At 64.3% G+C, this 21,074-nt stretch carries 23 protein-coding genes and 1 pseudogene; 2 read left to right on the top strand and 22 right to left on the bottom strand.

Translation table 11 applies throughout. The features are described 5' to 3' along the window. The 12 genes from QQJ98_RS17045 to QQJ98_RS16990 form a co-directional block, all read right to left on the bottom strand. Complete coding sequence (locus QQJ98_RS17045; protein ID WP_284326564.1) at positions 1–420, bottom strand: acyl-CoA transferase; 420 nt, start codon at positions 418–420, stop codon at positions 1–3. A 68-nt stretch (positions 421–488) separates the two neighbouring features. Continuing rightward, entirely contained in the window at positions 489–1,151 is a 663-nt protein-coding gene (locus QQJ98_RS17040; protein ID WP_284326563.1) for a DUF8548 family protein, read from the bottom strand. 15 nt (positions 1,152–1,166) lie between these two features. Further along, positions 1,167–1,787 carry a 7-cyano-7-deazaguanine synthase gene (locus QQJ98_RS17035; RefSeq protein WP_284326562.1) on the bottom strand — a complete coding sequence of 207 codons (621 nt, stop codon included), beginning with the start codon at positions 1,785–1,787 and terminating at the stop codon, positions 1,167–1,169. Beyond that, positions 1,784–3,115 (bottom strand): nucleoside 2-deoxyribosyltransferase, encoded by a 1,332-nt coding sequence (locus QQJ98_RS17030; RefSeq protein ID WP_284326561.1) that lies wholly within the window; start codon positions 3,113–3,115, stop codon positions 1,784–1,786. Before QQJ98_RS17030 ends, QQJ98_RS17035 begins: the two co-directional genes overlap by 4 nt. Positions 3,116–3,649: 534 nt before the next feature. Then, positions 3,650–4,282 (bottom strand): DUF6441 family protein, encoded by a 633-nt coding sequence (locus QQJ98_RS17025; protein WP_284326560.1) that lies wholly within the window; start codon positions 4,280–4,282, stop codon positions 3,650–3,652. Next, the gene (locus tag QQJ98_RS17020) at positions 4,279–4,590 is read right to left on the bottom strand and encodes a head-tail joining protein (RefSeq protein WP_284326559.1); all 312 of its coding nucleotides are present in this window, start codon (positions 4,588–4,590) and stop codon (positions 4,279–4,281) included. Before QQJ98_RS17020 ends, QQJ98_RS17025 begins: the two co-directional genes overlap by 4 nt. Further along, entirely contained in the window at positions 4,590–4,925 is a 336-nt protein-coding gene (locus tag QQJ98_RS17015; RefSeq protein WP_284326558.1) for a DUF2190 family protein, read from the bottom strand. The genes QQJ98_RS17020 and QQJ98_RS17015 overlap by 1 nt, the downstream gene beginning before the upstream one ends. Before the next feature lie 77 nt (positions 4,926–5,002). Next, positions 5,003–7,036 carry a prohead protease/major capsid protein fusion protein gene (locus QQJ98_RS17010; RefSeq protein ID WP_284326557.1) on the bottom strand — a complete coding sequence of 678 codons (2,034 nt, stop codon included), beginning with the start codon at positions 7,034–7,036 and terminating at the stop codon, positions 5,003–5,005. Positions 7,037–7,040: 4 nt separating this feature from the next. Continuing rightward, complete coding sequence (locus QQJ98_RS17005) at positions 7,041–8,573, bottom strand: phage portal protein (RefSeq protein WP_284326556.1); 1,533 nt, start codon at positions 8,571–8,573, stop codon at positions 7,041–7,043. Continuing rightward, on the bottom strand, positions 8,573–8,782 hold the full coding sequence (locus tag QQJ98_RS17000; RefSeq protein WP_284326555.1) for a phage head-tail joining protein: 210 nt from the start codon (positions 8,780–8,782) through the stop codon (positions 8,573–8,575). Before QQJ98_RS17000 ends, QQJ98_RS17005 begins: the two co-directional genes overlap by 1 nt. A gap of 1 nt (position 8,783) precedes the next feature. Further along, a complete protein-coding gene (locus tag QQJ98_RS16995; RefSeq protein WP_284326554.1) occupies positions 8,784–10,787 on the bottom strand; it encodes a phage terminase large subunit family protein in 2,004 nt (667 codons plus the stop codon). Next, positions 10,735–11,295 (bottom strand): hypothetical protein, encoded by a 561-nt coding sequence (locus tag QQJ98_RS16990; RefSeq protein WP_284326553.1) that lies wholly within the window; start codon positions 11,293–11,295, stop codon positions 10,735–10,737. Before QQJ98_RS16990 ends, QQJ98_RS16995 begins: the two co-directional genes overlap by 53 nt. 111 nt (positions 11,296–11,406) lie before the next feature. Here QQJ98_RS16990 and QQJ98_RS16985 point away from each other — a divergent pair, with 111 nt between their 5' ends. Then, positions 11,407–11,631: a hypothetical protein gene (locus QQJ98_RS16985; protein ID WP_284326552.1), complete on the top strand. Its 225-nt coding sequence runs from the start codon at positions 11,407–11,409 to the stop codon at positions 11,629–11,631. Positions 11,632–11,721: 90 nt separating this feature from the next. Next, complete coding sequence (locus QQJ98_RS16980) at positions 11,722–12,294, top strand: DUF3489 domain-containing protein (RefSeq protein WP_284326551.1); 573 nt, start codon at positions 11,722–11,724, stop codon at positions 12,292–12,294. A gap of 658 nt (positions 12,295–12,952) precedes the next feature. Here QQJ98_RS16980 and QQJ98_RS16975 read toward each other — a convergent pair. From QQJ98_RS16975 to QQJ98_RS16930, 10 genes and pseudogenes are all read right to left on the bottom strand, one after another. Beyond that, the gene (locus tag QQJ98_RS16975; protein ID WP_284326550.1) at positions 12,953–13,162 is read right to left on the bottom strand and encodes a DUF7220 family protein; all 210 of its coding nucleotides are present in this window, start codon (positions 13,160–13,162) and stop codon (positions 12,953–12,955) included. Further along, complete coding sequence (locus tag QQJ98_RS16970) at positions 13,159–13,641, bottom strand: hypothetical protein (protein WP_284326598.1); 483 nt, start codon at positions 13,639–13,641, stop codon at positions 13,159–13,161. The genes QQJ98_RS16975 and QQJ98_RS16970 overlap by 4 nt, the downstream gene beginning before the upstream one ends. A 205-nt stretch (positions 13,642–13,846) precedes the next feature. Next, positions 13,847–14,353, bottom strand: a pseudogene (locus tag QQJ98_RS16965) (DNA cytosine methyltransferase); the annotation flags it as partial. A gap of 1 nt (position 14,354) precedes the next feature. Next, positions 14,355–15,695 (bottom strand): site-specific DNA-methyltransferase, encoded by a 1,341-nt coding sequence (locus QQJ98_RS16960; RefSeq protein ID WP_284326549.1) that lies wholly within the window; start codon positions 15,693–15,695, stop codon positions 14,355–14,357. A 439-nt stretch (positions 15,696–16,134) separates the two neighbouring features. Next, a complete protein-coding gene (locus tag QQJ98_RS16955) occupies positions 16,135–16,512 on the bottom strand; it encodes a DUF6362 family protein (protein WP_284326548.1) in 378 nt (125 codons plus the stop codon). Then, on the bottom strand, positions 16,505–16,705 hold the full coding sequence (locus tag QQJ98_RS16950) for a hypothetical protein (protein ID WP_284326547.1): 201 nt from the start codon (positions 16,703–16,705) through the stop codon (positions 16,505–16,507). Before QQJ98_RS16950 ends, QQJ98_RS16955 begins: the two co-directional genes overlap by 8 nt. Further along, entirely contained in the window at positions 16,702–17,241 is a 540-nt protein-coding gene (locus tag QQJ98_RS16945) for a crossover junction endodeoxyribonuclease RuvC (protein ID WP_284326546.1), read from the bottom strand. The genes QQJ98_RS16950 and QQJ98_RS16945 overlap by 4 nt, the downstream gene beginning before the upstream one ends. Before the next feature lie 340 nt (positions 17,242–17,581). Beyond that, positions 17,582–19,900 (bottom strand): AAA family ATPase, encoded by a 2,319-nt coding sequence (locus QQJ98_RS16940; RefSeq protein WP_284326545.1) that lies wholly within the window; start codon positions 19,898–19,900, stop codon positions 17,582–17,584. Next, on the bottom strand, positions 19,897–20,667 hold the full coding sequence (locus QQJ98_RS16935) for a hypothetical protein (RefSeq protein WP_284326544.1): 771 nt from the start codon (positions 20,665–20,667) through the stop codon (positions 19,897–19,899). Before QQJ98_RS16935 ends, QQJ98_RS16940 begins: the two co-directional genes overlap by 4 nt. Then, positions 20,664–21,074 (bottom strand): DUF6511 domain-containing protein, encoded by a 411-nt coding sequence (locus QQJ98_RS16930; protein WP_284326543.1) that lies wholly within the window; start codon positions 21,072–21,074, stop codon positions 20,664–20,666. The genes QQJ98_RS16935 and QQJ98_RS16930 overlap by 4 nt, the downstream gene beginning before the upstream one ends.

Here is a 21,074-nt window from a genome sequence, read left to right as displayed (position 1 = left end):
TCAGGCCAGCGGGTCGGCCGTGGAATAGTGCAGGACCACTGGGATCACGGCCGCCTTGAGGCTGGCGGCACCCTCGACCGGCAGATCGACCGGGCGCGGCGCTGCCGCCTCGACCCAGTCGCAAAGTCCGCCCAGCGTCCGGTCGGCGCCAATCGCCGCGCCGATGCTGGCGCAGAGCGTGTCGAAGGCGGCGTCACGGGTCGCGCCCTGCACGACCGCCTCAATCTCGGCCCGGTGCTGGTAGTGGTAGCGCAGAGGCGACAGCGTGACCTCGGGCTCGCCGGGCTCACCGTCGCGCAGGATCAGGAGACCTGCGGCGGGCACGCGCTCGGGCAACACATCACCGCGCAGGGCGGTGGCGGGCAACGCCGAAAACCGCGCGTGCAGCGCGGCGAGGATGGTTTCACGGGGCGTGGGCATACTGATTTCCGAAGGTTGAGGTCGTTTTGACCCCAACAGCGATCTTAGTCAGGCAAAACCACTGAGGGCTATTGCATGAACGCGAGCGAAAGCTGTCGAGTGTTTTGTTCTGACTGATAGCGCCAGATACTCGCATCAAATTCACGCCGAGAGATAGCCAAGAGGTCCGCTGCAAAGCTGAACACTTCACGCAGATAATCGTAGCTATCGTCTTCCAATCCTGCGACCTCAGCAAACCCCCGGATATGACGGTCAACCGCTATGCAATCTACCCCAACCAGGCAAGCCATGTAATCAACTGTTTTTGGGCCGATTCCTCTCACACGCCGGATATCCACTCGAAAGCTTTCGTCCCGCAAGGCCTTGCCGAGATCACATGTGCTCTGAATTTCAGCTTCGGCCATAAAGGCAATCAGATTATCAAAGCGTGAAACCTTTTCCCTATGCTCCCATTGCAGGAATTTGGGACTTCCCTCCTGTTCGATCACGCCGATCAAGATATCAATACTAATGGCGTGCGGAAACGATCTCAGAATGGAAGCGATCCGGGGCTTCACGACTTTCGCGTAATTCAGACCGGCCTGTAATACCGAGTCAGCAAGTACCGCACCCATATGATGATACACCGGCCTGCATGAGGCGCGAGATGCCAGAATGCCTGTCCGGACAGCGTGGTCCGCAACGCGCCTCGCTGCGTAAAGGGCGTCGGAGTAGTTCAGGTGTTCCGCCATTTTTCTTGTTTCCATTCACGTATTGCCAGCTTCTGCCAAGGCTTTCAGCCGCTCTACGCAGTTTGGGCAGGCCCCGCAAGGAAACGAACTTGAGGCTTGACAGGAGAAGGTTCGGCCGATGGGTACGCCAAGCTGCAGCGCTTGTCGAACGACTTCGGCTTTAGTCTTCTCGCGGAAGGGAGCATGGAAACGCACAGCACCGACGCCACGAGAAAGCTCTTCAAGACCGTTCATGAAGGCGGTGCTGCAGTCGATTTCCTTGGCATGATTGCTGTTGATGAAGCCCGAATACACATTGAGGATTTTCAGCGTCTGGGCACGAGCCGCGGCCACAGCGAAGAACAGCATCGTCCGGTACGGAAGGTATAGGTCATCATCAGAGACGGCTTCCTTCCAAAGGTCTGCCTCCACGATCATCCGTGATGGCGAGCCCCTAAAGATATCCGAGATATTCAGACGTTCTGGCAGCATCGCTTCCTGCGGAAGGACCTCCTGTACCTTCGCCCATTCGGTCTCGGCACAGTGTTGTCCGTAGTCGAAGAAGATCGGATGAACTTCCGTCCCCTCGCTGACCAGCAGATAGCAGACCGTCGTCGAATCGAGTCCACCGGAGACCATGACAACAGCCTGTTTCATAGGCGCGTCGCCCTCAGTTTCGACATGGTTTCGAAGAGGCCGTTCAGGCAGCTATCGAGCTTGTCCGAATAGACCGTGCTACCCGCTATGACCATTGTGTTGGCATTTTCATTGAGGGGATCGTAAGTGATGACTGGCTTCTTTAGCGTGAGGGCCAGTCCGATTTCAACGAGTGTGCCTGGATCGCGCCCCAGAGGCAGTGCGAAAACAAGATCACACTCCTCAAGAAGGCTTAAATCACCCAGATATGCGGCGCGCATCTCATGCATCGAGCTTTGCGGAAGTAGCTCTCCGTTCTCTTGTACTGGTCTGCGGAGCCGAAAATTATGGTAAGCGAGCGCCCGAAGTGCCTCTTCGAGGTGCGTCCGGTCGATGTAGGAAAAATCGGGAGCAGCGAAGTATATCTGAAAGGCTGGTCTCACGTGCCAGGGCAGCACCGTGCCGCCTAGGCCGCGCATCTGATCGACGGAGAGCGCCAAGCTGCGCTGAACATCTCTTTTGAAGTCATCCGGGTAGGTCGTGTGGGCGTAGCAGGTGGCAGCGCGTGCGGCCTTCCATCCGGCATCAAAAACGCCCGCATCCAGCGTAGACGAGAAAACCGCTGAATAAACATCACCGACACCGACTGAGTTGACTGTTTCGCCGAGAAGCGCCGGAACCTCGTCTATGTCATCGGTGAGCAGATCGAACACGCGGCTGCCGCCGCGGTTTTCTTTCAACAGTATCGCCTGCGGCGACAGCTCGCGGAGATCATCCAGCAAGCTGGACATATCCTCTGATGCTTTCTCCAGGAACATCGGAGACGAAGTGGAAGTAATTATGGAGACAAGATTTCCTTTAAACGATGAGAGCAACTGAAGGTCTGGAAGATCATAGGCGATATCGAAGCTTGCCTGAATATCCTCTGCAAGTAGGGATCGCAGCACTGTGAGATCGTATTTTCCAGGGAAGATCAGACAGTTCTTGTACGCCTTTAGAACGTCAACTTCGCCGCGATACCCGACGGATCTTTCGCCTCTCAGGATGTCTTGATAGGCTTGGTCCGCGAGTTCGGTCGGGTCACCAATCGCCATCACATTGGGTGCGCCCTTGACCTCTGCCATCCAAATGAATTCGCTGCACCCCAATCGTTCGAGGTAGGCGCGTGCCTGATCGACCAGATAGCCGGGGCATACTGCGGCGACAGAAAAGCTCGCGTCTATTGCCCAAAGCCCGCGGGCCGCGTGAACGATGCCACCGAGCCGTAACTTGCTTTCTGCCCCCACCTTGGGCAGGGTGAAATCAACGTAGACCTCGCCGACCACCAGAAGGTCGTGATTGCGGCTCATGGTATCCGCGGCGCAAAATCCACGCTGACAGATGCAACTGGAGCCGATCTAGAGGAGTTGACGCGCCCCTCATAAGTGAAACCCGCAGCCATGCAGTCTGCCAAGTAGTTGAACCCGGTAGGCAGCGCTCCCACGGTTTGGCCGCCCGCGTCGACTGCAAATAACCTGCCGCGCTGCTCAATGGATAGCGCCATGTTAGCCGGAGGAACGCCGCCGTTTGCCGAAAAGTAGTCACACTGCTCTACCTCTTCGAGGGCGCAGGAGAATGCCCGGGCGCAGCGATCTTCCCCACTGGCGCCGCCACCACCGGCTCCTTGACCTCCCTCTTTAGGGCGCGAGCCGGGATAGTCCGAAAAGCTTCCAGAGCCAGTGCTACCCATACCATCCCTCAAATCAGCATTTTGTGTTCCAAAGATGGTCATTCAGTTGATCTGGTGTTGCAAGCCCTAAATTTTGACTTCCACGAACCACGAAGACAAAAGGCAAGAAGGTGGGCGACCCCAGCGACCGACAGTTCGGTCCATTCTGGCGGGTTCACAACAGTCGTCTCCCTTCCCAGTTCGCCACAATCAGCGCCGGTACGGCGTCGTGCGCCCGCTCGGCGTCCCGCGTGAGATCCAGCCGCTTCGGCAGCTTGACCTGCGGCAGCAGCAGGAAGATCGGTGCGGTGACGACACCACGGCCGGTTTTCGACCGGGACGCCACGGCGCGACCCTTGGTGTTCAGTCGCCCTTCGGCCACCAGCAGGCTCGGTCCCCGGCGGCGATAGATGAACTGCAGTCGAATGCCGGTGCGGCGTTCCCATTCTCCGGGGGTGATCCTGCCGCCTCGGGTGGACTTGCCTGCCGCTGGCGTCGGGATGGCCAGCCAAAACCCGTTCTTCGAGCGGATCAGCGGGCCGGTGTCATGCGCACCGATGATCACCGGGGCGTTTGACCAGACCAGTGCAGCCGCGTTCAGGCTTTCGCCGGATTTCGGAAAGCTGGCAGAGCGGATCGAGTTGGCAAGGCGCGTGCCCAGCCCCGCACCCGTGATCTGTGTGCGCCAGGCGGATTTCAGGCCGGTCCCAGCCTCCCGCATAGCGGCGGTGACGGCGCGTTCCCCGGCGGCGACTTCGGCCGCCATCAGGGCGACGATGTCTGGATCGATGGCGAGTTTCAGTTTCATGCGGGGCGCAAATCCACGGTCCAGACCAGCCGTTCGCGATCACGGACGGGCTCGCCCTGAATGAGGAAGGCGTCGCCATCAATCTCGATCCGGTCGCCGGGGCGTGGGTTTGGCACTTCGGCCACGCGCAGGTCGACGCGCGTGGTTTCCGACCACAGTCGCGCGTCGCCAAAGTCTGTGACGGCATCCGCACGCCGGGCGACGACGCGCACCAGAATGGGCACGCCGCCGTCCGAGGTGTAGACCGCGTCCCGCCCCATGTTCGGATCGGCGAAAAGCGCGCCGACGGCGGCGGCGAAGGCAGACATCAGAACGCGCCGTTCAGTCGTACGCGGCCGATCAGATCGGTGGCCCCGCCCGCCACAGCCTCGGTCGCCACGCCGATCAGCGTGTTCGACGTCAGGGTCTTGGTGGTCTGCTTGGCGGTGTTGTCCCAGTAGATCTTGTCACCGGCGGCCCAAGCCTGCGAGGCCACCTTCTTCAGATCGTAGACGCCTTCGACAGCGGTTTCGACCGCTTCACCAAGGGCGGCGGTGCCTGCGGCGACGCCGAAGATGGCACCGACGAGCAGGCCATCGCCCGAGGTGACGGCATATGGGGCGGGCAGAGTGATGGTGTTGCCCGGTTGCACGTAGTTTTTCATGGGGAGGATCCTTGTGGAAAGACGAAAGGCGGCCCGCCAGGACCGCCCGCATGTCGGGTTTCAACATCTGGTGTAGGTTACGCGCCCGGGTTCTTGTAGAGACCCCGCCAGTCGATGGCCTTGGCGCCGAAGTCGAGGCGGCACTTGATCTCGACTCCGTCGACGTCGAAGCCGTTGCGGGTCTCGATATAGGCACCCTGCTGGCCCTCCAGATAGGCATACTCGATGGTGTCGATCTGGTTCGGGCTGGCCGCCAGATACCAAGAGGTGGCGCTGGCAGCATCGAGCCGGGGCTCGCTGATCGGCGAGAGCGTCCGGATTGACTGCGGCACCACCTTGGTGCTGTCGGCGGGCACGAGGTTCTGCGCCACCAACTGTTCGGCCTTCAGTTCGAGGGCCGCGGGCACGATCAGGAAGGCGGGGCGGATGTTCAGCACGGTCTTCTTGTCGAAGCCGGTCTGCAGCGCCATCGCCGCCCGGGCCGCCCCCACCGCATCGACGGCAAGCGCCGTGCCGGTCCCGGCTAGGTTCTTGTGGGTGGTGTGGAACAGCGCGTTGCCGTCCGCCATCGCCGGGTTGGCGGTGATGATGCCCCAGACCACATCGCTTTCCAGTTGTGCGATCGAGTTGCCATACATCGCAGGAATGCGGGTGAAGGCATCCAGATCGTCGTTGATCAGGGTCTGGCGGGTGATGGCGACCACGCGGCCATAGGTCTTGACCTTGTAGCTTTCCTTGCTCTCACCGAGCGTGCCGCGCTTGAACTCGCCACTTTCGCCGACCTCCAGCAGCTGGGGTGCCTCGCCCAGTTGCACCCGATTCATCGCCTTGAAGTCGGTGGCCAGCACCTGGCGGCAGAACAGCATGAAGGTGCGGGGATAGGTCTCGTAGGCCTGGCGCAGCGTCTTGTTGGTGACGGCCGACAGGATTTCCGGGAAGTCGGAGGTGGAATGCAGCGACCGCGTCGCCACCTCGTCGCGCGACAGACCGCGCGTGTTGACGCCCGCATTGGTCAGGCTTTCGCGCGCCAGTTCCAGGAGCGACATGCCGCGGTATTGGCGGGCAGAGTCGTCCAGCTGGAACAGCGTCGGGCTGTAGCGGTGCAGCAGCGCGTTGGCCACGGCGTCGCGGCGGGTCACGCGTTCGTCCCGACCGCCGAGCGGGATCGAGACATGCGGGAAGGTGCGGGTCTCGTCCGATTTCGCGGCGACCTGGTCGAGGATCAGGCGGCGGGATTCATCGACGGTGACGCCGCGCTTGACCAGATCCTCGGCAAAGCCGCGCTCGAGGTTCAGGCGGCCCGCGAGATCGTAGATGGTGGAGACGCGGTCGCGTTCACCCTCGCGGGCGCGGGTGGCAATGGCTTCGGTGTCGGGCGGAGTCGTCGGGGCGGTCTGCGGCACGGTGCGCGTCTCGACGGCGCGGGCCTGCGGTTCGGCCGCAGGATTGGTGGGGGTGGTCATCGGGGTCTCCTCGGTCGCATGGGGTTCGGCGGCCGCTGCGGCCGGGGTCGGGGTCGGGTCGGACATCGGGGATGCTCCTTGTCGGGTGTTGGAAGCGTCCCGGCGATGAAGGACGCAGTCGTGAAGGGATTGCTGGGCGCGGAAACCGGCGGCGGGGTCGGCTCCGACCGGCACGGCGGAAACCTCGAAGGGCGTCCAGTCGACCGCACGCCAAAGCTCGCGGCCGCCATCGGGCTTGGAGACCTCAAAGCGGTGCACCTGGTAGCCGATAGACACCGCCCGGATGTGCCCGGCCTGAATGTCGCGCCAGATCGGCTCGACATCGTCGCGTTCGCTGATCCGGACCAGTGCGATGCCACGGCCGTTTTCAAGGCGGGCCGAACCGGGCACGACGGAGCCGATGACGGCGTCCAGCGCGCCCAACTCGTGCACCTTCAGGAAAGGCGCGCCCGCGTTCAGCCGTTCCAGCCGCACATGGGCGGGGTCGAGGCTGAGTTCCTCGTCGTAGGGTTCACCAAAGAAGCTGGCGCGGCGGACGCGGGCCCCGGCCGACCATACCACCTCGACAGTGCGGGCCTGCGCATCGGCCGTGTTCGGCGCAAGCTCCGCCGTCCGGCGCATGGCCGGCAGTTCGATCATCGTATCCATGGGGTCAGTCCTGTTGGGCGACGTTGGGTTGCGCCGGGTCGTCTTCGGGGTCGGCGGCTGGGTCGCTGGCGGGGTCACTGGTTTGCGCGCTGCCGGTTTTGGTTACGCGGCGCGGGTCGCTGTCGAGCACCAGCCCCAGCGCATCCAGCTTGGCATTGGTCGCGGCGATCTCGGCCAGCACCGCGTCGGGGTTGCGACCTTGACGGGCGATCACCTCGGCCAAAGTCATGGTACCTGACCGGATCGACAGCAGGTTGGCCATCGCATCCTTCTGCGGATCGACCGCTTCGAACTTGGGCGGCGACCATTCGACCGGTATGTCTGGTGTCGGTATCTGCCCCGCCGCCCATGCCGCCTCGGTGAACCAGCGCCAGACTGGGGCACAGAACATCGGGATGAACAGCTGCCATTGCACGGCGTCGATCTGGCGGCGGAACTCGACAAGCCCAGCCCGGATCGAGGAATAGTTGACCTGGCTGAGATCGCCGGTCAGCAATTCATAAGGCACGCGGAACCCGGCCGAGATCGTGTGCAGGCTCGCCCGCTTGTATTCGCCATAGCCGCCGGTGGCCGATGGCTGGTTGAAGCGGATGTCCTTTCCACCCCGCGCATAGGCAATGAGCCCCGGTTCGAACTGCTCGACCCGGTTTCCATCAGCATCGACCACGGTGGGTGCGATGCCCTGCTGGGACTCGTCATCGCCAAAGACGATGGCGGTGACGCAGGCCTCGGTCTTTTTGCGGACCAGTTCAGCCACTTCATAGTCGTCGAGATCGCGCAAGCTGCGGATGACCGGCGCGCCCCAGGGAACGCCACGCGCCTGCGTGCGCTGCTTTTCATAGACATGGGCGATCTCGGTCGCAGGAACCGGGCGGCTGTCGAGCCCGCCGCGCAATGCACCATGCGCATCGCCGGGATGGTCCGTGTAGAGCCAATAGGCACGGCGCTTGCCGACTGGGTCGAACTCGATCCCCTGCACAATGCGGGCCGAGTTGGCATCGCCGCGCTTGCTGGCATCGAGAAAGTCTGCCTCCAGCACCTGCAATTGCAGCGGCACCGCCAGACCATCCCCCGCCCGCCGCAAGCGGCGGCGCACCAGCACCTCGCCCGCCTCGACCATCTCACGGCAGATCAAGGTCTGAAGCCCATAGAAGTCCAGCTGGCCATCGGCGTCGCACTCCGCCGTCCAACGGGTGAACAGCCCGTCGACCATGCGGTCCAGCTTGTCATCGCCACTGGCAGCACGGGGCATGATGCCCGAACCGATGATGTTGTTCACCAGCACCGCCACGGCCTTCGCCGCATGCGGATTGTTGCGCACCAGATCGCGCATCCGGTCGCGCAAGAGCGCCCCTGCCACGCCGATCTCGGTATCGGCCGACGATCCCGGCGCGCGCCACCCGTCCGTCCGCCGCCCCTTCGACGCGCCATCATAGCCCCGCGTCAGGGTTTCAAACGCCTGCCGTGCCAGCACGCGCCGCGCCGCCATGCGCGGGGCGACCGATGCAATGGCATGGTCCATCCAGTTCGCGGGCATCAGCGATCCCCACGGCTGAAGCCCGCCAACCCGGAAATCGGCAGCGGCCGCGCGGTCCCGGCGATGGCGCGTTCGATGGTGCGGATGCGGCCCAGAAGATCCTCGGCCGAGCCGTAGTCGACAGATTTGCCGTCATAGCTGACACGGGTCGTGCCGCTGGCATAGGCCCGGCGCAATGCGGCCAGCTCTGTCTCCGTCCAGTCGGTCATGTCAGAACCATCCTCCGCGTCGGCCAAGCCAGTCCGACTGCCGTTTTCCCTGGGGTGCGGCTTGCGGCCGGTTGACCCGCCCTGCGCCAGCGATTTCCGTTGGCGCGACCCCGAGTTGATCCTCAAGATCGCGCCATTTCTCGTCGGTCCAGCGATCCGCGCCCGCGATCCAGACGGCGGCACGGGCATAGACCCGGCAATCCAGCGCCTCATTCCGTTCGCGCAGCTTCTGCCATTCCAGCCGGGCAAAGCCGCGCTTGGTGCGCACCGTCACCAGCTGCTCTGCCACGAACTGCTTCAGCCATTCGTTCTCGACCCACTGCGGCAGATGCACCGAGCCGGGCGGGAATGCCGCCCCCTCTGCCATGTCTTCCTCGGTCGGCCGTTCCAGCCGCAGGAAGCGGTAGGTTTCGGCCTTGAAGGTCGACACCGCCACGGTCCAAAGCCGCGCGCCGCGCCGCAGGCGTTTTCCGCCCTCGGTTGCGTCGACGAAGGTCGGGCCCGACACCGGGCTCGAACGGTTGAACCCCTCGACGCCCTTGACCGGCGATACCTGCCCAAACCCCTGCGCCCGAGACCAGGAATAAACCGCCGGGGCCTCATAACCCGTGTCGATGGCAAGCCGGGCAATCCGCAGATGCGCGCCGCGTTCGTGCGGCCAGGACCGGTCCAGCAGCGCGGTCAGTTCCGACCACGCGTCGTGCCGATCCGGCCCGCCCTCGATCACGATGTGATCGACCAGCCAGCTTTCCAGCCCGCGACCCCAGGCCCAGACATCAACCTCGATCCGGTCCTTCTGCACATCGGCCCCGGCGGTCAGGAACAGCCCGCCCGCAGGCACCGTGCCGGATGTCCAGCGCTCGCGTCGGTCGTAGAGCCGCTGCCAGTCCGGCGCCTCGCCGGTTTCGACCCATGTCTCGCCAAGGATCGTGTTGCGGAAAGCCTTGATCGCCTCGTCCGACCCTTGGGCCGTTTCCCATGACCGCACGATCCGCTCCCAACTCAGCCAGCCGATCGGCGAGTAAAGCGCCGAGAGGTGATAACCGACCGTGGTCGGATCGGCGGCAACGGCGGTCGCCCGCCATTCGCCAGCCTCCAACATCGCCGTCTTGTGATGTTCGCCGATGGGCTGATCACAGCCCTCGCAGTGATATTCCGCCGTTTCCGGCTTGCCCTTCTGCCAGCGCAGCCGGTCGAACTTCAGCCATTGGTCATGGCCACAATGCGGGCACGGCACGAAGAACCGGCGCTGGTCCGATGCCTCATATTCCCGTTCGATCCGGCTTAGCCCCCGGATGGTGGGCGTCGAGACCAGGAGCACCTTGCGCCGATGTGCGAATGTCAGCGACCTCGCCTCGGCCAGCGTGACGGGGTCACCTTCTTCGTCGGCCGAAGCCGGATAGGCGTCGACCTCGTCAAGGAAGATGTAGCGCGCCGGGGTGGACCGCAGCCCGACTGCCGAGTTCGCCCCGGTCATGATCAGGATGCCGCCCGCGAATTCCTTGGACAGCATCGTGTTGCCCGCGTCGCGCGACCGCGCCGGTTTTACCCGTTCCCGAAGGTCCGGGCTTTCGTCAATCAGCGGGTCGATCCGCTGGCGCGAGTTGCGCTTGGCCAGTTCCACGGTCGGCTGGACCGCCAGCATCGGCCCCGGTGCCTGGTGGATGGCAAAGCCGATCCAGTTGTTGCCAGCCTCGGTCGCGCCGACCTGCGCCGCCTTCATGAACACGATCCGTTGCATCGTGTCGCCGGGCGACAGCCGGTCCATGATCTCGCGCACGTAAGGTGTACGCGCCGTCCGATAGCGCCCCGGTTCAGCCGAAGCGCGGCCAGACAACATCCGATGCTTGTCCGCCCATTGCGACACTGTCAGGTCCGGATCGGGCGTTAGCCCCGCGCCCCAGGTACGCAGGATTTCTGCTGCGCCGTCGAAATCCGTCAGGCCATCATCGTCACCGGAAATCAGGCCGGACCTCGGCAAGCTCGTCGAGGTGGGCACGGACATGTTTTTCCAAGGCCTTCTGCATCGCGGCAGGCTCCACGCCCAGTTCCGCCGCCATCAGCGCCGACGACCGCGCAGGCCAGTTCACCCAAGCGTCCCGCACCTCCCGCGCCAGGCGAAACACCAGCGACAGCGCGCGCGCCCGCTCGATCAACTCCCCCTTCAGCTTCTGCAGCCGGATCCGACGTTCCTGCGCCTTCAGCACCTCGTTGGCGGTTTTCGCCTGCAGGTAGGTTGTGCCGCCCCCGACCGCAGGCACCGCCAGACCCTGCTCGCGGAGCGTATCGCCGACAGCGGCCACTGCCGCCTCGGGGACGGGCTTCAGCTTCGGCGCGGGCGGCTTCCTCGTCTTCGATGGGTCCGTCGTCTCGGCTCGCTGGGCATCGCTGGCGGCCGCGTTGATGCTGCCGTCCGGATAGAGGACAAGCCGTTCAGCCGTCTTCGCCTTCTGGATCGCGCCGCGAGACAAGCCGACATGCGCGGCGTACTGGCGCTCGCTCATGCCCTGCATTGGTGGCTCCGATTATCATTCATTTTCATACGCTTATCTCGTTGATAAGCGTCGCGGACAGAGCGAACGTGTCTCCAACGAAACGATGCAACTCACTACGGAGCCACCAGAATGACCCGCCGCGCCACTGACAATTCCAAGGCCCTCGACGCCTTCATCGCCGCCAAGACCGAGATCGACGCGATGCTGGAGCGGCTCGCCGCCTTCAGCGCGGACCATTTCGAGACCAGCCCCGACGAGATCAACTGGGGCCATGTCGGCACCCTCAACCACTACCGCGCTAAGCTGCGCGAGATCACCGACATGGCCTTCCACGAAGGCGAACACGCCGAGTGAGGTGACCCGCTCCCGGTCCCGCCCGCCGACTGGCGGGCTTGGCCTCGTAGAAGGGCCCGCATCCCGCGCGCCCCGATACGGGAGACGAGGATGACCCAGCTTTCCGATACCCAAGCCATGATCCTGAGCGCCGCCGCCCAGCGGCCTGATCACATCGCCCTGCCGCTGCCCGAAAGCCTGCGTGGCGGTGCCGCCGCAAAGGTGGTCGGCGCGATGATCGCTAAGGGCTACCTCGAAGAAGTCGACGCCGACTTGCGCAAGGGCGAACCCATGTGGCGCGAAACCGGTGAAGGCCACGGCACCACGCTGGTTGCCACCGACGCAGGCCTCGCCGCCATTGGCATCGAGCCCGAGGGCGCGAACACCACGCCCACTGGCGGCGACAAGGCGCCCAGCGATGTGCCCGCGACGGACGCAACCACCGAGCCCGAAGCCACGCCCAAGGCGCGCACGCCGCGCGAGGGCACCAAGCAAGCCACGCTGATCGCCATGCTGCGTGCGCCGGACGGCGCGACCATCGAGGAGATCATGGCCGCGACCGGATGGCTTGGTCACACGGTGCGCGGTGCCATGGCCGGGGCGTTGAAAAAGAAGCTCGGGCTTGAGGTGACCTCGGAGAAGGTCGAGGGGCGCGGGCGGGTCTACAGACTTCCCGCCGCGTGACCAGACGCCGGAAACGCTACGCCGCCGCCCCGACCGGGCGGCGGCCTGTATCTACGATGGCCTCGTCAGTGTCGCTGTAAGACCGACCAATGACACCTGCGCTAGCAGCCACTTTCCTGCTGCCATGCGCTTCTGGACGTACACGCGATGCTCTTCGGGCGTGGGCGGGCGCTTCCGCTTATGGCGCTGGCTATTGCAGTACNCCAACAGGCCGCAACGATGTTCTCATCAGTGTCGCGACCACCGTCGGAGCGGGCGTGTAGATGCTCGGCGGTGCAGCGTAGCGCCTTTGATGTCCGCCTCGTTTTCTGGTTTCGTTGAGAAGATGCGGCTTCAACAGCATCGTCCCACATTGGCAGGCCGCAATAGTAGCAGCGGCCACCTTGGGCCATCATCTTCCTCTGACGGATACGTTTAACAGATCCCATGACACGGGTCCTTTCATTCGACTTCGTGAGAAGCGAATGCGCGACGCCCGTAACGGACGCTCCCCGGCTGGAAGCTCCTGCTCGCGCGAGGCCCGGTGATCCGTGGCTCCGCATGCCGGACCGCGAAACCTGCAGGACAAGACCTCAGGTCAGAGTAGCCGCTGGCTTACTCAAATCGGCCGAAGCCGAATTCGCAGCAGGATTAGGATAGATGATCGTCCCGCATCGCGTCAACGGAACCTTTCGAACACCCGCCGCAGGATGTAGGATCGTGCGATGCTCACCACGGTGAACACCGCGCCCATCTTCAGGTTCTGCGCCAGCGTCGTGTGCAGGCCAAAGATCGGAAAGATCAGGATCTGCGTGACGACCGCGACGCCATAGCCGACGAGCACGTTGGCGAATGACTCGACCAGCGACATGAGGCGGGACTGCTTCATGCCGCCACCTCATCCATCGGCCAGCAATTCAGCCGCCAAAGTTCGCAGCGCATACGCCGCAACCAAGGGGACCACGCCGTTGCCGCAGAGGCGAAGCCGGTCCACCCGGTGGGCCAGCCCATCAGCGCCTCGACGAACAGCGGGTTCAAGGTCCGGCGCGCATCGCAGGTATTGCTCCCAGCCATCGGCATCACCAGGACCTGGCGGCCAAGCAGGCCGTTCACCGGCGTGTTCGCCAATGTCGTCGCCCCGTCCTTGTGATCCCGCGCCGTCGGCGTCATCCACATCCCGGCCGCATGGGTCAGGTCGGCTGTCCGCCTGTTGCCCGCGCTCGGCTTGCAGCCGTCGTTCGCCATCGGCGTCGGCCAATCGCGCGCCATGCGGTCCAGACCTTTCTCGTCTTTCCTCTCGCCACCCCGGCTGCGGAAACTGTCGATCTGCGGCGTCGGCCAAAGCGCTGCGGTCGTTGCCAGATTCATCCCGTGCTGGCCCGCTTCCTGCGAGGGCGTCGGCTTCGTCTGCCGATTCTCGTTGGCACTGGCCCGAGGCGTCGGCCAAAGGCGCAGCAATTCCGTCCGGTTCCCGCCACTCGACCGGGTTCCAGAGCAGGCGCGCGGGGTCGGCCAGCTCGTCCCCCTCGCGGATGGCAAGGATGAAGAGCCGCTCGCGCTTGTGGGGCGCGCCGACTTCCGCCGCTGTGAAGAGGCCTGCCGCAAGGCGGTAGCCCATGCCGACCAGTCCGCTGGCGACTTCGGGGAATCCGAGCCGCAGATGATGGGCGACATTCTCGAGGAACACGAAGGGCGGTTTGATTTCGCCGATGATGCGGGCGACATGCGGCCAGAGGTGGCGTGGATCCTCGGAACCGAGCCGTCGGCCTGCGACGCTGAACGGCTGGCACGGATAGCCCGCAGTGACGATGTCCACCGCGCCGCGCCACGGTCGGCCGTCGAAGGTGGCAACGTCGTCCCAGACAACAGACTGATCCAGGGACGCGTCTTCCATCCGCGCCACGAGAGTGGCTGCGGCGAAGGTTTCCCGTTCGACATGGCCCACAGCACGATATCCGGGGATGGCGATTGTGAGTCCGAGGTCGAGTCCTCCGGCGCCAGAGCATAGGGACAGGCCGAAGAGGCATGCGTCTCCGGTCCCGGAACCGCGTCCGGAGGAATGTAAAGCCAGGTCATGCATGTCACGCGGCGGTTTCGGGGAGGGTTTCAGGTTCGGCCGGGGTTTCGGCCAGCCGCTCGGCCTTCACGCCCGCAAAGGTCCTGCCATCGCCGTCGAGAATTGCCTCGCGACCGGTGTCGGATTGCCAGCGTTCGACGGCCACATCGATGTAGGCCGGGCTTATTTCCATCGCGAAGACGCGACGGCCATTAGCTTCGCCTGCCATGATCTGTGACCCTGAACCCGAGAAGGGCTCGTAGCAGAGGCCGCCCCGCGCCACATGCTGGCGCATCGGGATTCCGAAGGCGTCGAGCGGTTTGGGCGTCGGGTGGTCAGGGCGTTCATCCTTGGCGAAGTTGGGCAGCGCCCATGTCGATGGCAGCGTTTCTTCGGCCACTTTCGGTGGCCGGTTCGGGCGGCGCCAGCCCATGAAACAGGGCTCGTGCTTCCAGAGGTAGTGCGACCGGGTAAGAACCCCGCGGTCCTTCACCCAGATGATCTGCTGATGCACGAAGACCCCGGCCTTTTCCCAGCAGGCTTCCAGCATCGCCTGGCGACGCGAGGCGTGCCAGCAATACCAGGCGGCATTCTCGTCGATGGCTTCCGCGACGGCGGCCGCGATGAAGCCGTCGTAGAGCTCGGCCCCCTGCGAACTGTCATCCCACGTCGTGCCGTAGGACGCCGACCAGTCCTTGTTGCGGGTCGGATGGTTCGAACCGTCATAGTCGACGAGATACGGCGGGTCTGTCGCGAACAGGACCGCCCGCTCGCCATTCATCAGGCGGCGCACGTCGGCCGCGCTGGTGCTGTCACCGCAAAGAAGGCGATGGTCGCCAAGGATCCACAGATCTCCGGTCCGTGATGCCGGGTTGCGCGGCGGTTCTGGGATGGTCAACGGCGGCACTGAGCCACCGCCGCCACCTTCTTGCCCGTCCCCCTCCGGCACGAAGGCCAAGAGCTTGTCCAACTCGCCATCGGAGAAACCGACCAGCGACAGATCGAAATCCTCGGCCAGCAGGTCGTTCAGTTCCGCCGAGAGCAGCGCCTCGTCCCAGGTGCCGAGTTCCGTCAGCTTGTTGTCCGCGATCCGATACGCCCGCCGCTGCGCCTCGGTCAGATGACCCAGCACGATAACCGGCGCTTCGGTCAGCCCCAGCTGCGTGGCCGCCAGAACCCGCCCATGGCCTGCGATCAGCTCCCCGTCTTCGCCCACGAGGCACGGCACGGTCCAGCCGAACTCGGCCATGCTGGCGGCAATCTTCGCCACCTGATCCGCGCCATGCGCCTTGGCATTGCGGGCGTAGGGCTGGAGCTTGGCCAGCGGCCACATCTCGATCCGATCCGGGGCAAAGCTCAGCGTCATCGGCGGGTCATTCCTTGGATCAGGGTGGATACCCCTGGCTTCCGGACTCCGGGGTCCAGACTGGACTCCACGCGGGGTCCAGCGGCCACCAAGGGTGTCCAGCTTCAAGGGTTTGATTTTGCAGTGTTTCAGGCGGGTTCAGGCGGCGGTGGCTTCCGGCTGGCTTCCCAAAAATCCGGCCCTGTCGCTAGCGATGTGCCGCGCTTCGCCCGCCAGCATACGAATATCGCCCGGAAGGAACCAGCAATCAGTGGGTTAGCGGGATGGACGCCGGTTGGACCCCGCCCGGACCCGGAAGCCACCCCGAAATCCAACTGCATCCGGCCAAAAGAAAAGGGGAGAGTGAACCCTTCGGCGCACTCTCCCCAGCTTGCCTTTGGAATAGCACGAACATGTTGCAGATGTCGAAGGAAAAAGTGTTGCAACACATTGGAGTCGCTCACGCATTCAGTCGCGCCGCGATCTTGGTCAGCGCCAGCTGCCAGCGTCGCCACGCGGTGGTGCGGTCGCAGCCCAGCTCACCGCTGATCTGTTTCCATGGGACGCGGGCGGCGCGCGACCACACGAGCTTGCGCTCGGCCTCCTCAATCCACAGCACCCAGTCCGAGGTCTGCTCCAGACGGGTGATGGCTGCGGCCGATGGCCAGACCCGCATGGGCTCGGGCTCCATCGCGGCGATCTCGCGACTGGTGCGGACGATCTGCGGCCAGGCGTTGAAGAACCCCTGCGCCCTCACCGGCGGCAGCTTGCGGAGGGTGCGGAACGCTTCCTCGAAATGATCGGCCACACACTCGGCCGTCCAGATACGGTCAGCCATGCCGAACCTCCTTTTCCATCGGGCGTCGCCCGTAGAGCTTCTCGCCAAGTTGGCGGACCAGTTCGCGCTCCGGCCATGTCAGACGCTGATCGTCGGCCGACACCGCCAGCACGCCCTGTTCGTGCCAGCCCTCACGCTTGACCTGATCGGGGTCGCGGCGCTGGCCGCCGTAGCCATGGGGATGCCACCTCATGCGACACCCCCATTCGTTGCGATGGCCCAGAGCAGAAGTGCGATGGCATCAGCCTCGTTGTCGTCCGCAGGGCTGAAGCCGCGTGCCCGGGCAGCGGCGATCATGGCGTCCTTGTCGGCATTGCCCTTGCCGGTGGCGTGGCGCTTGATGGTGCCGACCGGGACACCCTCGTAGGGCACGCCGCGCAGTTCCGCCCATGCGGTCAGCGTGGCCATCAGCCCTCCATAGACATGGGCGGCGTCGGTCGCGACATGGCGACGGACCTCCTCGAACCAGATGGCCGCGATGGGACCAGACAGACGGTCCAGTTCTCCCAGCCAGTTGGTAAAGCGGAGGTATCGCATGCCGCCGCCGTCGAAGCGCCCGGGACGGAAGCTCGCCGATCCACTGGTGATCAGACCGTCGTGGCCGCGCAGGGCCCATCCGGTCGTGGTGCCCAGATCGAGGGCGAGGATGCAGCGGTGGCTTGAACTGGTGACGGGCAGCAATTCAAACCTTGCGCTGTCGGATTTGGGGATCAGAGTCGTCGCAGCCATGATGGCTCTCCTGTCTTGGGGGGCTGGTCCTGGTGGAAGACGACGGCGGTCATGTGCTTGGCGGTACGGGCCGCCGTCGTCGGATCGGGGGGGTGGGAGACCTGTAACGGCGGCCCGCGCGCCAAGCCCTTACGCATGGGATGAGTGGCCCACCCTGGCGTGGGGCCATCCCATACGTAGTATGGGGGTTCAGCACCCAACTGTTCGGGTCGAGTCAACACGTTGATTTTGTTTGGGAATAAGACTTCATGAAGTCTTCGGGCATGAGTTAGGGACCTAACTCTTATTTTCACGTAACCCGTTGATTTCATTGAGCTCACAGTTGGCGCTGTCATATGAGTCAGGCCTCACTCATATGAGTTAGGTCGCCCTCGGACCCGTCCTGGTAGACCCAGACAGCAGGGTTTTCGACCTGAAGGCTGAGCCCGGACTGGGGGCATTTGAAGTGGCTGGGCAGGACCGGACGGACCTCCGTGGTGACCTCGCCGGTGGCCGGATCGACCTCCTCGATGGGCGAACCGAACTGCATGCCTTCCACGCAGAGATAGCCGAACCGCGACCGGGTGACGGGAAAACCGAACCCCGATGGGTCGCGCAGGAACTTCACGAAGCCCTTGGTGGCGAGCACAGAGAGGCGTTCGCGGATGGTGTGCTTGCTGCCCAGACCGCCCCGGTTCTCGAAGGTCTCGGCGAACTGCATGGCGGTGTAGAGCCGTTCGCCCGCCGCCTCATCGAGGAGCATGCCAAGGATGACATCGTGCTTGCGCAGCCGTTCGGCATCGAACTTGGCCCCGACCTCCTTGCGCACCAGGCGCTCGTTCCGCGGGTTCAGCTCGACCCATTCGCCCTTCACCTTGTCGATCAGTTTGCCCGGCAGCGCGGGGCCGTTGCGCAGCTCGATTTCCAGGCGGCGCTGGGTGCTGTCCTCGTCGGGCCGGTGCATGAGAAGACCCGAGGTGTAAAAGCCCCGCAGCGCGCTTGCGCCGGAGAGGGCAAGGAAGGGATCGTCCTTCACCTGATGCTTTGCCGCCTTGCGGGTGTGGTGTGCCAGGATGACGCCCGCGTCCGGATTGATCGCTTCGCGCAGAACCTCGACCCTGTCTTTCAGGAAGAACATCATGGCGGTGTTGTCGTTTTCACCGCCACCATCCGAGCCGCCATCAAAGAGGTTGCGGATCGGATCGATGACGATCACGTCGGGCGGCGCATCAGGGAAAGCCGCCCGGATGGCTTCGGCGATGCGGGTGACGCCGTCGGCATCCAGCAGCAGCTTCAGCTTGGGCGTGGCGATGAAGGTGTCGCGTGCGGCTGCGATCACCCCGGCCGACAGGCTGATCTGCTGCATCCGTTCGCGGAGGTAGTGATACTGGATTTCCGCCTGAAGATAGAACACGCGCAGCGGTCGGGGCGGTGTGAAGCCGAGGAATGGCACGCCTGCCGCCATGTGGACGAGCCACGAGATCAGGAAATCGCTCTTGCCGACCTTCGGCGCGCCGCCCAGCACCAGCAGTCCGCCCGGCGTCAGAACGCGCGGCGCGATTATGTCATCCGGCATGGGGCTGCGATCATCAAGCAGTTCGCCAAGGCTGAAGGTTGGCAGCGGGCTGGAGGGGGTGTTGATGCGTGCCGCGCGAATGAGCGGCGGGCCGTTGCGCTTTACATGCAGAGCCCAGAGCCGTTCTGCCTCGGCCTGCAGCCGATCAATCGGCCATTCAGGGCGCAGCATCGCAGCGTTGTAGCCGCAGATCGCTTCCCAGCCTTCGGTGGGGTCAATGCGGCCATCGTGGACCAGGCGGATGTAATGCCCGATGGCGGCGCTTGCCCCCTGAAATCGCGACCAGTCATCTACTGCGCCCTCTCGCACAGGGGTGGTCAGGACGGCATCGACGCCGGGCTTTGCGACCGATAGCGGCGTGCTGGCCATGCCTACGCCTGGCAGCGGTGGCATGTCGGCCACCAGTTCCGCGAAATCCGCCAGATCGACTTCGACCGGGTTGTGGTCGCGGATCTGCACCAGCCGCTGATGGCCGTGCTTGTGATAGACCGTACCCGCGACACGGATAGGCTGGTGCGCAGAGCGGAAATGCGTGTCGCCGCCGACCTTCACCGCGATATCACCGCGCAGGCGGCACAGGGTGGCCAGATCCTCGCCATCGGCAGGTTCGGTCAGTTTCCACCAGACGTGCAGCTTGGCCGCGCCCTCGGGCGTGCGGCCACCGCTTTCTACGATCAGCGTGGGCGTGCCGAGGTGGCTGACGATGTAATCCAGCTTAGCCGGAATGTCACCCGCGTCGAGATCAACCACGAGGGCCTGCATCTGCAGCACATCGGCGGCGCGGGCCTGGCCCTGTTCGGCGACCGTGCCGGGGATGACATAGACGGCCGCCCCTTCACGATTGGCCCATGCCGCGAAGGTCGCCAGTTTTTCGCGGGCGGTACCATCGGCCGCGATCCAGATGTTGTGGGGCTTGCCGTCCCGGCCCTGACCCTTGTCGACAAAGCCGCGCAGGGGGATCAGCCCTTCGCACCAACTGAACACGGTGTCGAGGAAGATGGCGATCTGGTCCGAGTCCGGATCGCAGCCGAACGGGTTTTCGGCCGGTGGGCTGTCGTTGAAATCCACCCACGGATTGAAGTGCAGGATGCTGTCCTCGCTCACCGATCCAGCCTCCAGCAGCGGGCGGCCCATGGGCAGAAGCGGCATTCGAAGAAATCGGCGCTGGCAGCGATACGGGGCAGCAAGTCGCCTGCATCGGTCGCCTGCAGGATCCGCACCCCGCGATCCGACATGCGCTGCGCAAGATCGGCATCGAAGGGCACCATCTCGTGGTGCATCTCAGCCGTGTCCTTGTTGATGGCCGTGAACACGGCGGGCGCAGTGCTGATGCCGGGCACGCTGGCTTCCATGTAGGCCTGATAAACTGCAATCTGCGCGGCATAGACCGGCTTGGACTGCGTGACCCCGTCCTTGACGCAGGCGCGCCAGTTCTTGGCGTTCATGGTCTTGCATTCCCAGAGCGCGGGAACGGCGAGGCTGAAGCCCTCAGGGCCAGCAGCGATGATGCCATCGACATGGCCTCGGATGCGCCCGCCCGCGACGGAAAAGCCAAACTGGCCACCATCGGGCCGGTTGCCCTTTCGGGTGTAAAGGTCGAAGCCCGCGCCGCGCAGCCACGCCACGGCCATATCCTCTAGAGCATGGCCGATGGCAAAGATGCGCAGCGACTGGCCGCTGAAGTCCTGGCCCTCGTCCTTCGGCGTGCCCGTGAATTCAAACTGAAGGGCGCGCTCGCAGGCGTGGCCAAGGCGCGACCCGCCAAGATAGTCGCGGGGCGTGCGGGTCGCCTGATCGCCGGTCAGGGCGCAATCGACGGCGTCGTTGACCCGGTCGGCGAAGCTGGGGCGACGATTGTAATCGAGGGTCAAAACGGCACCTCTGGCGCATTGGCTTTGGCGATGTCGGACATGGCCTCACGGAAGCCCTCGACGGACTCCTCGATCAGGGCACGCACTTGCGCCTCGCTCAGACCACCCAGAGAGGTGGCCCAGCCAATCTCGTCCATCAGCAAGGCGACGCGCTTCATGGTGGCGGCGATGGCCGCGCGCTCGTCATCGGTCAGGTCAACCATGGCCACACGCTCCCGCGCCAATCGCGTCCAGTAGCCTTGGCAAGACATCGAACAGAACCAGACCGATGGCCGGGGCCGCTTCGAGCGCACCGGATCGAACCAGCCAAAGCCACGGCTGGGTTGCCGGCAGACAGCACAGAGCGTCCCACGCGGATGCCAGAGCCGCCGCCGGTCCTCGGCGGTGATGGGGGTGGATGTGGTCAT

Origin of the sequence: Cypionkella aquatica, from assembly GCF_030161095.1 — a bacterium.
GTDB lineage: Bacteria > Pseudomonadota > Alphaproteobacteria > Rhodobacterales > Rhodobacteraceae > Cypionkella > Cypionkella aquatica.
Note: the sequence above shows the minus strand (reverse complement) of the source record. Positions and strands in the feature narration are given on the sequence as shown.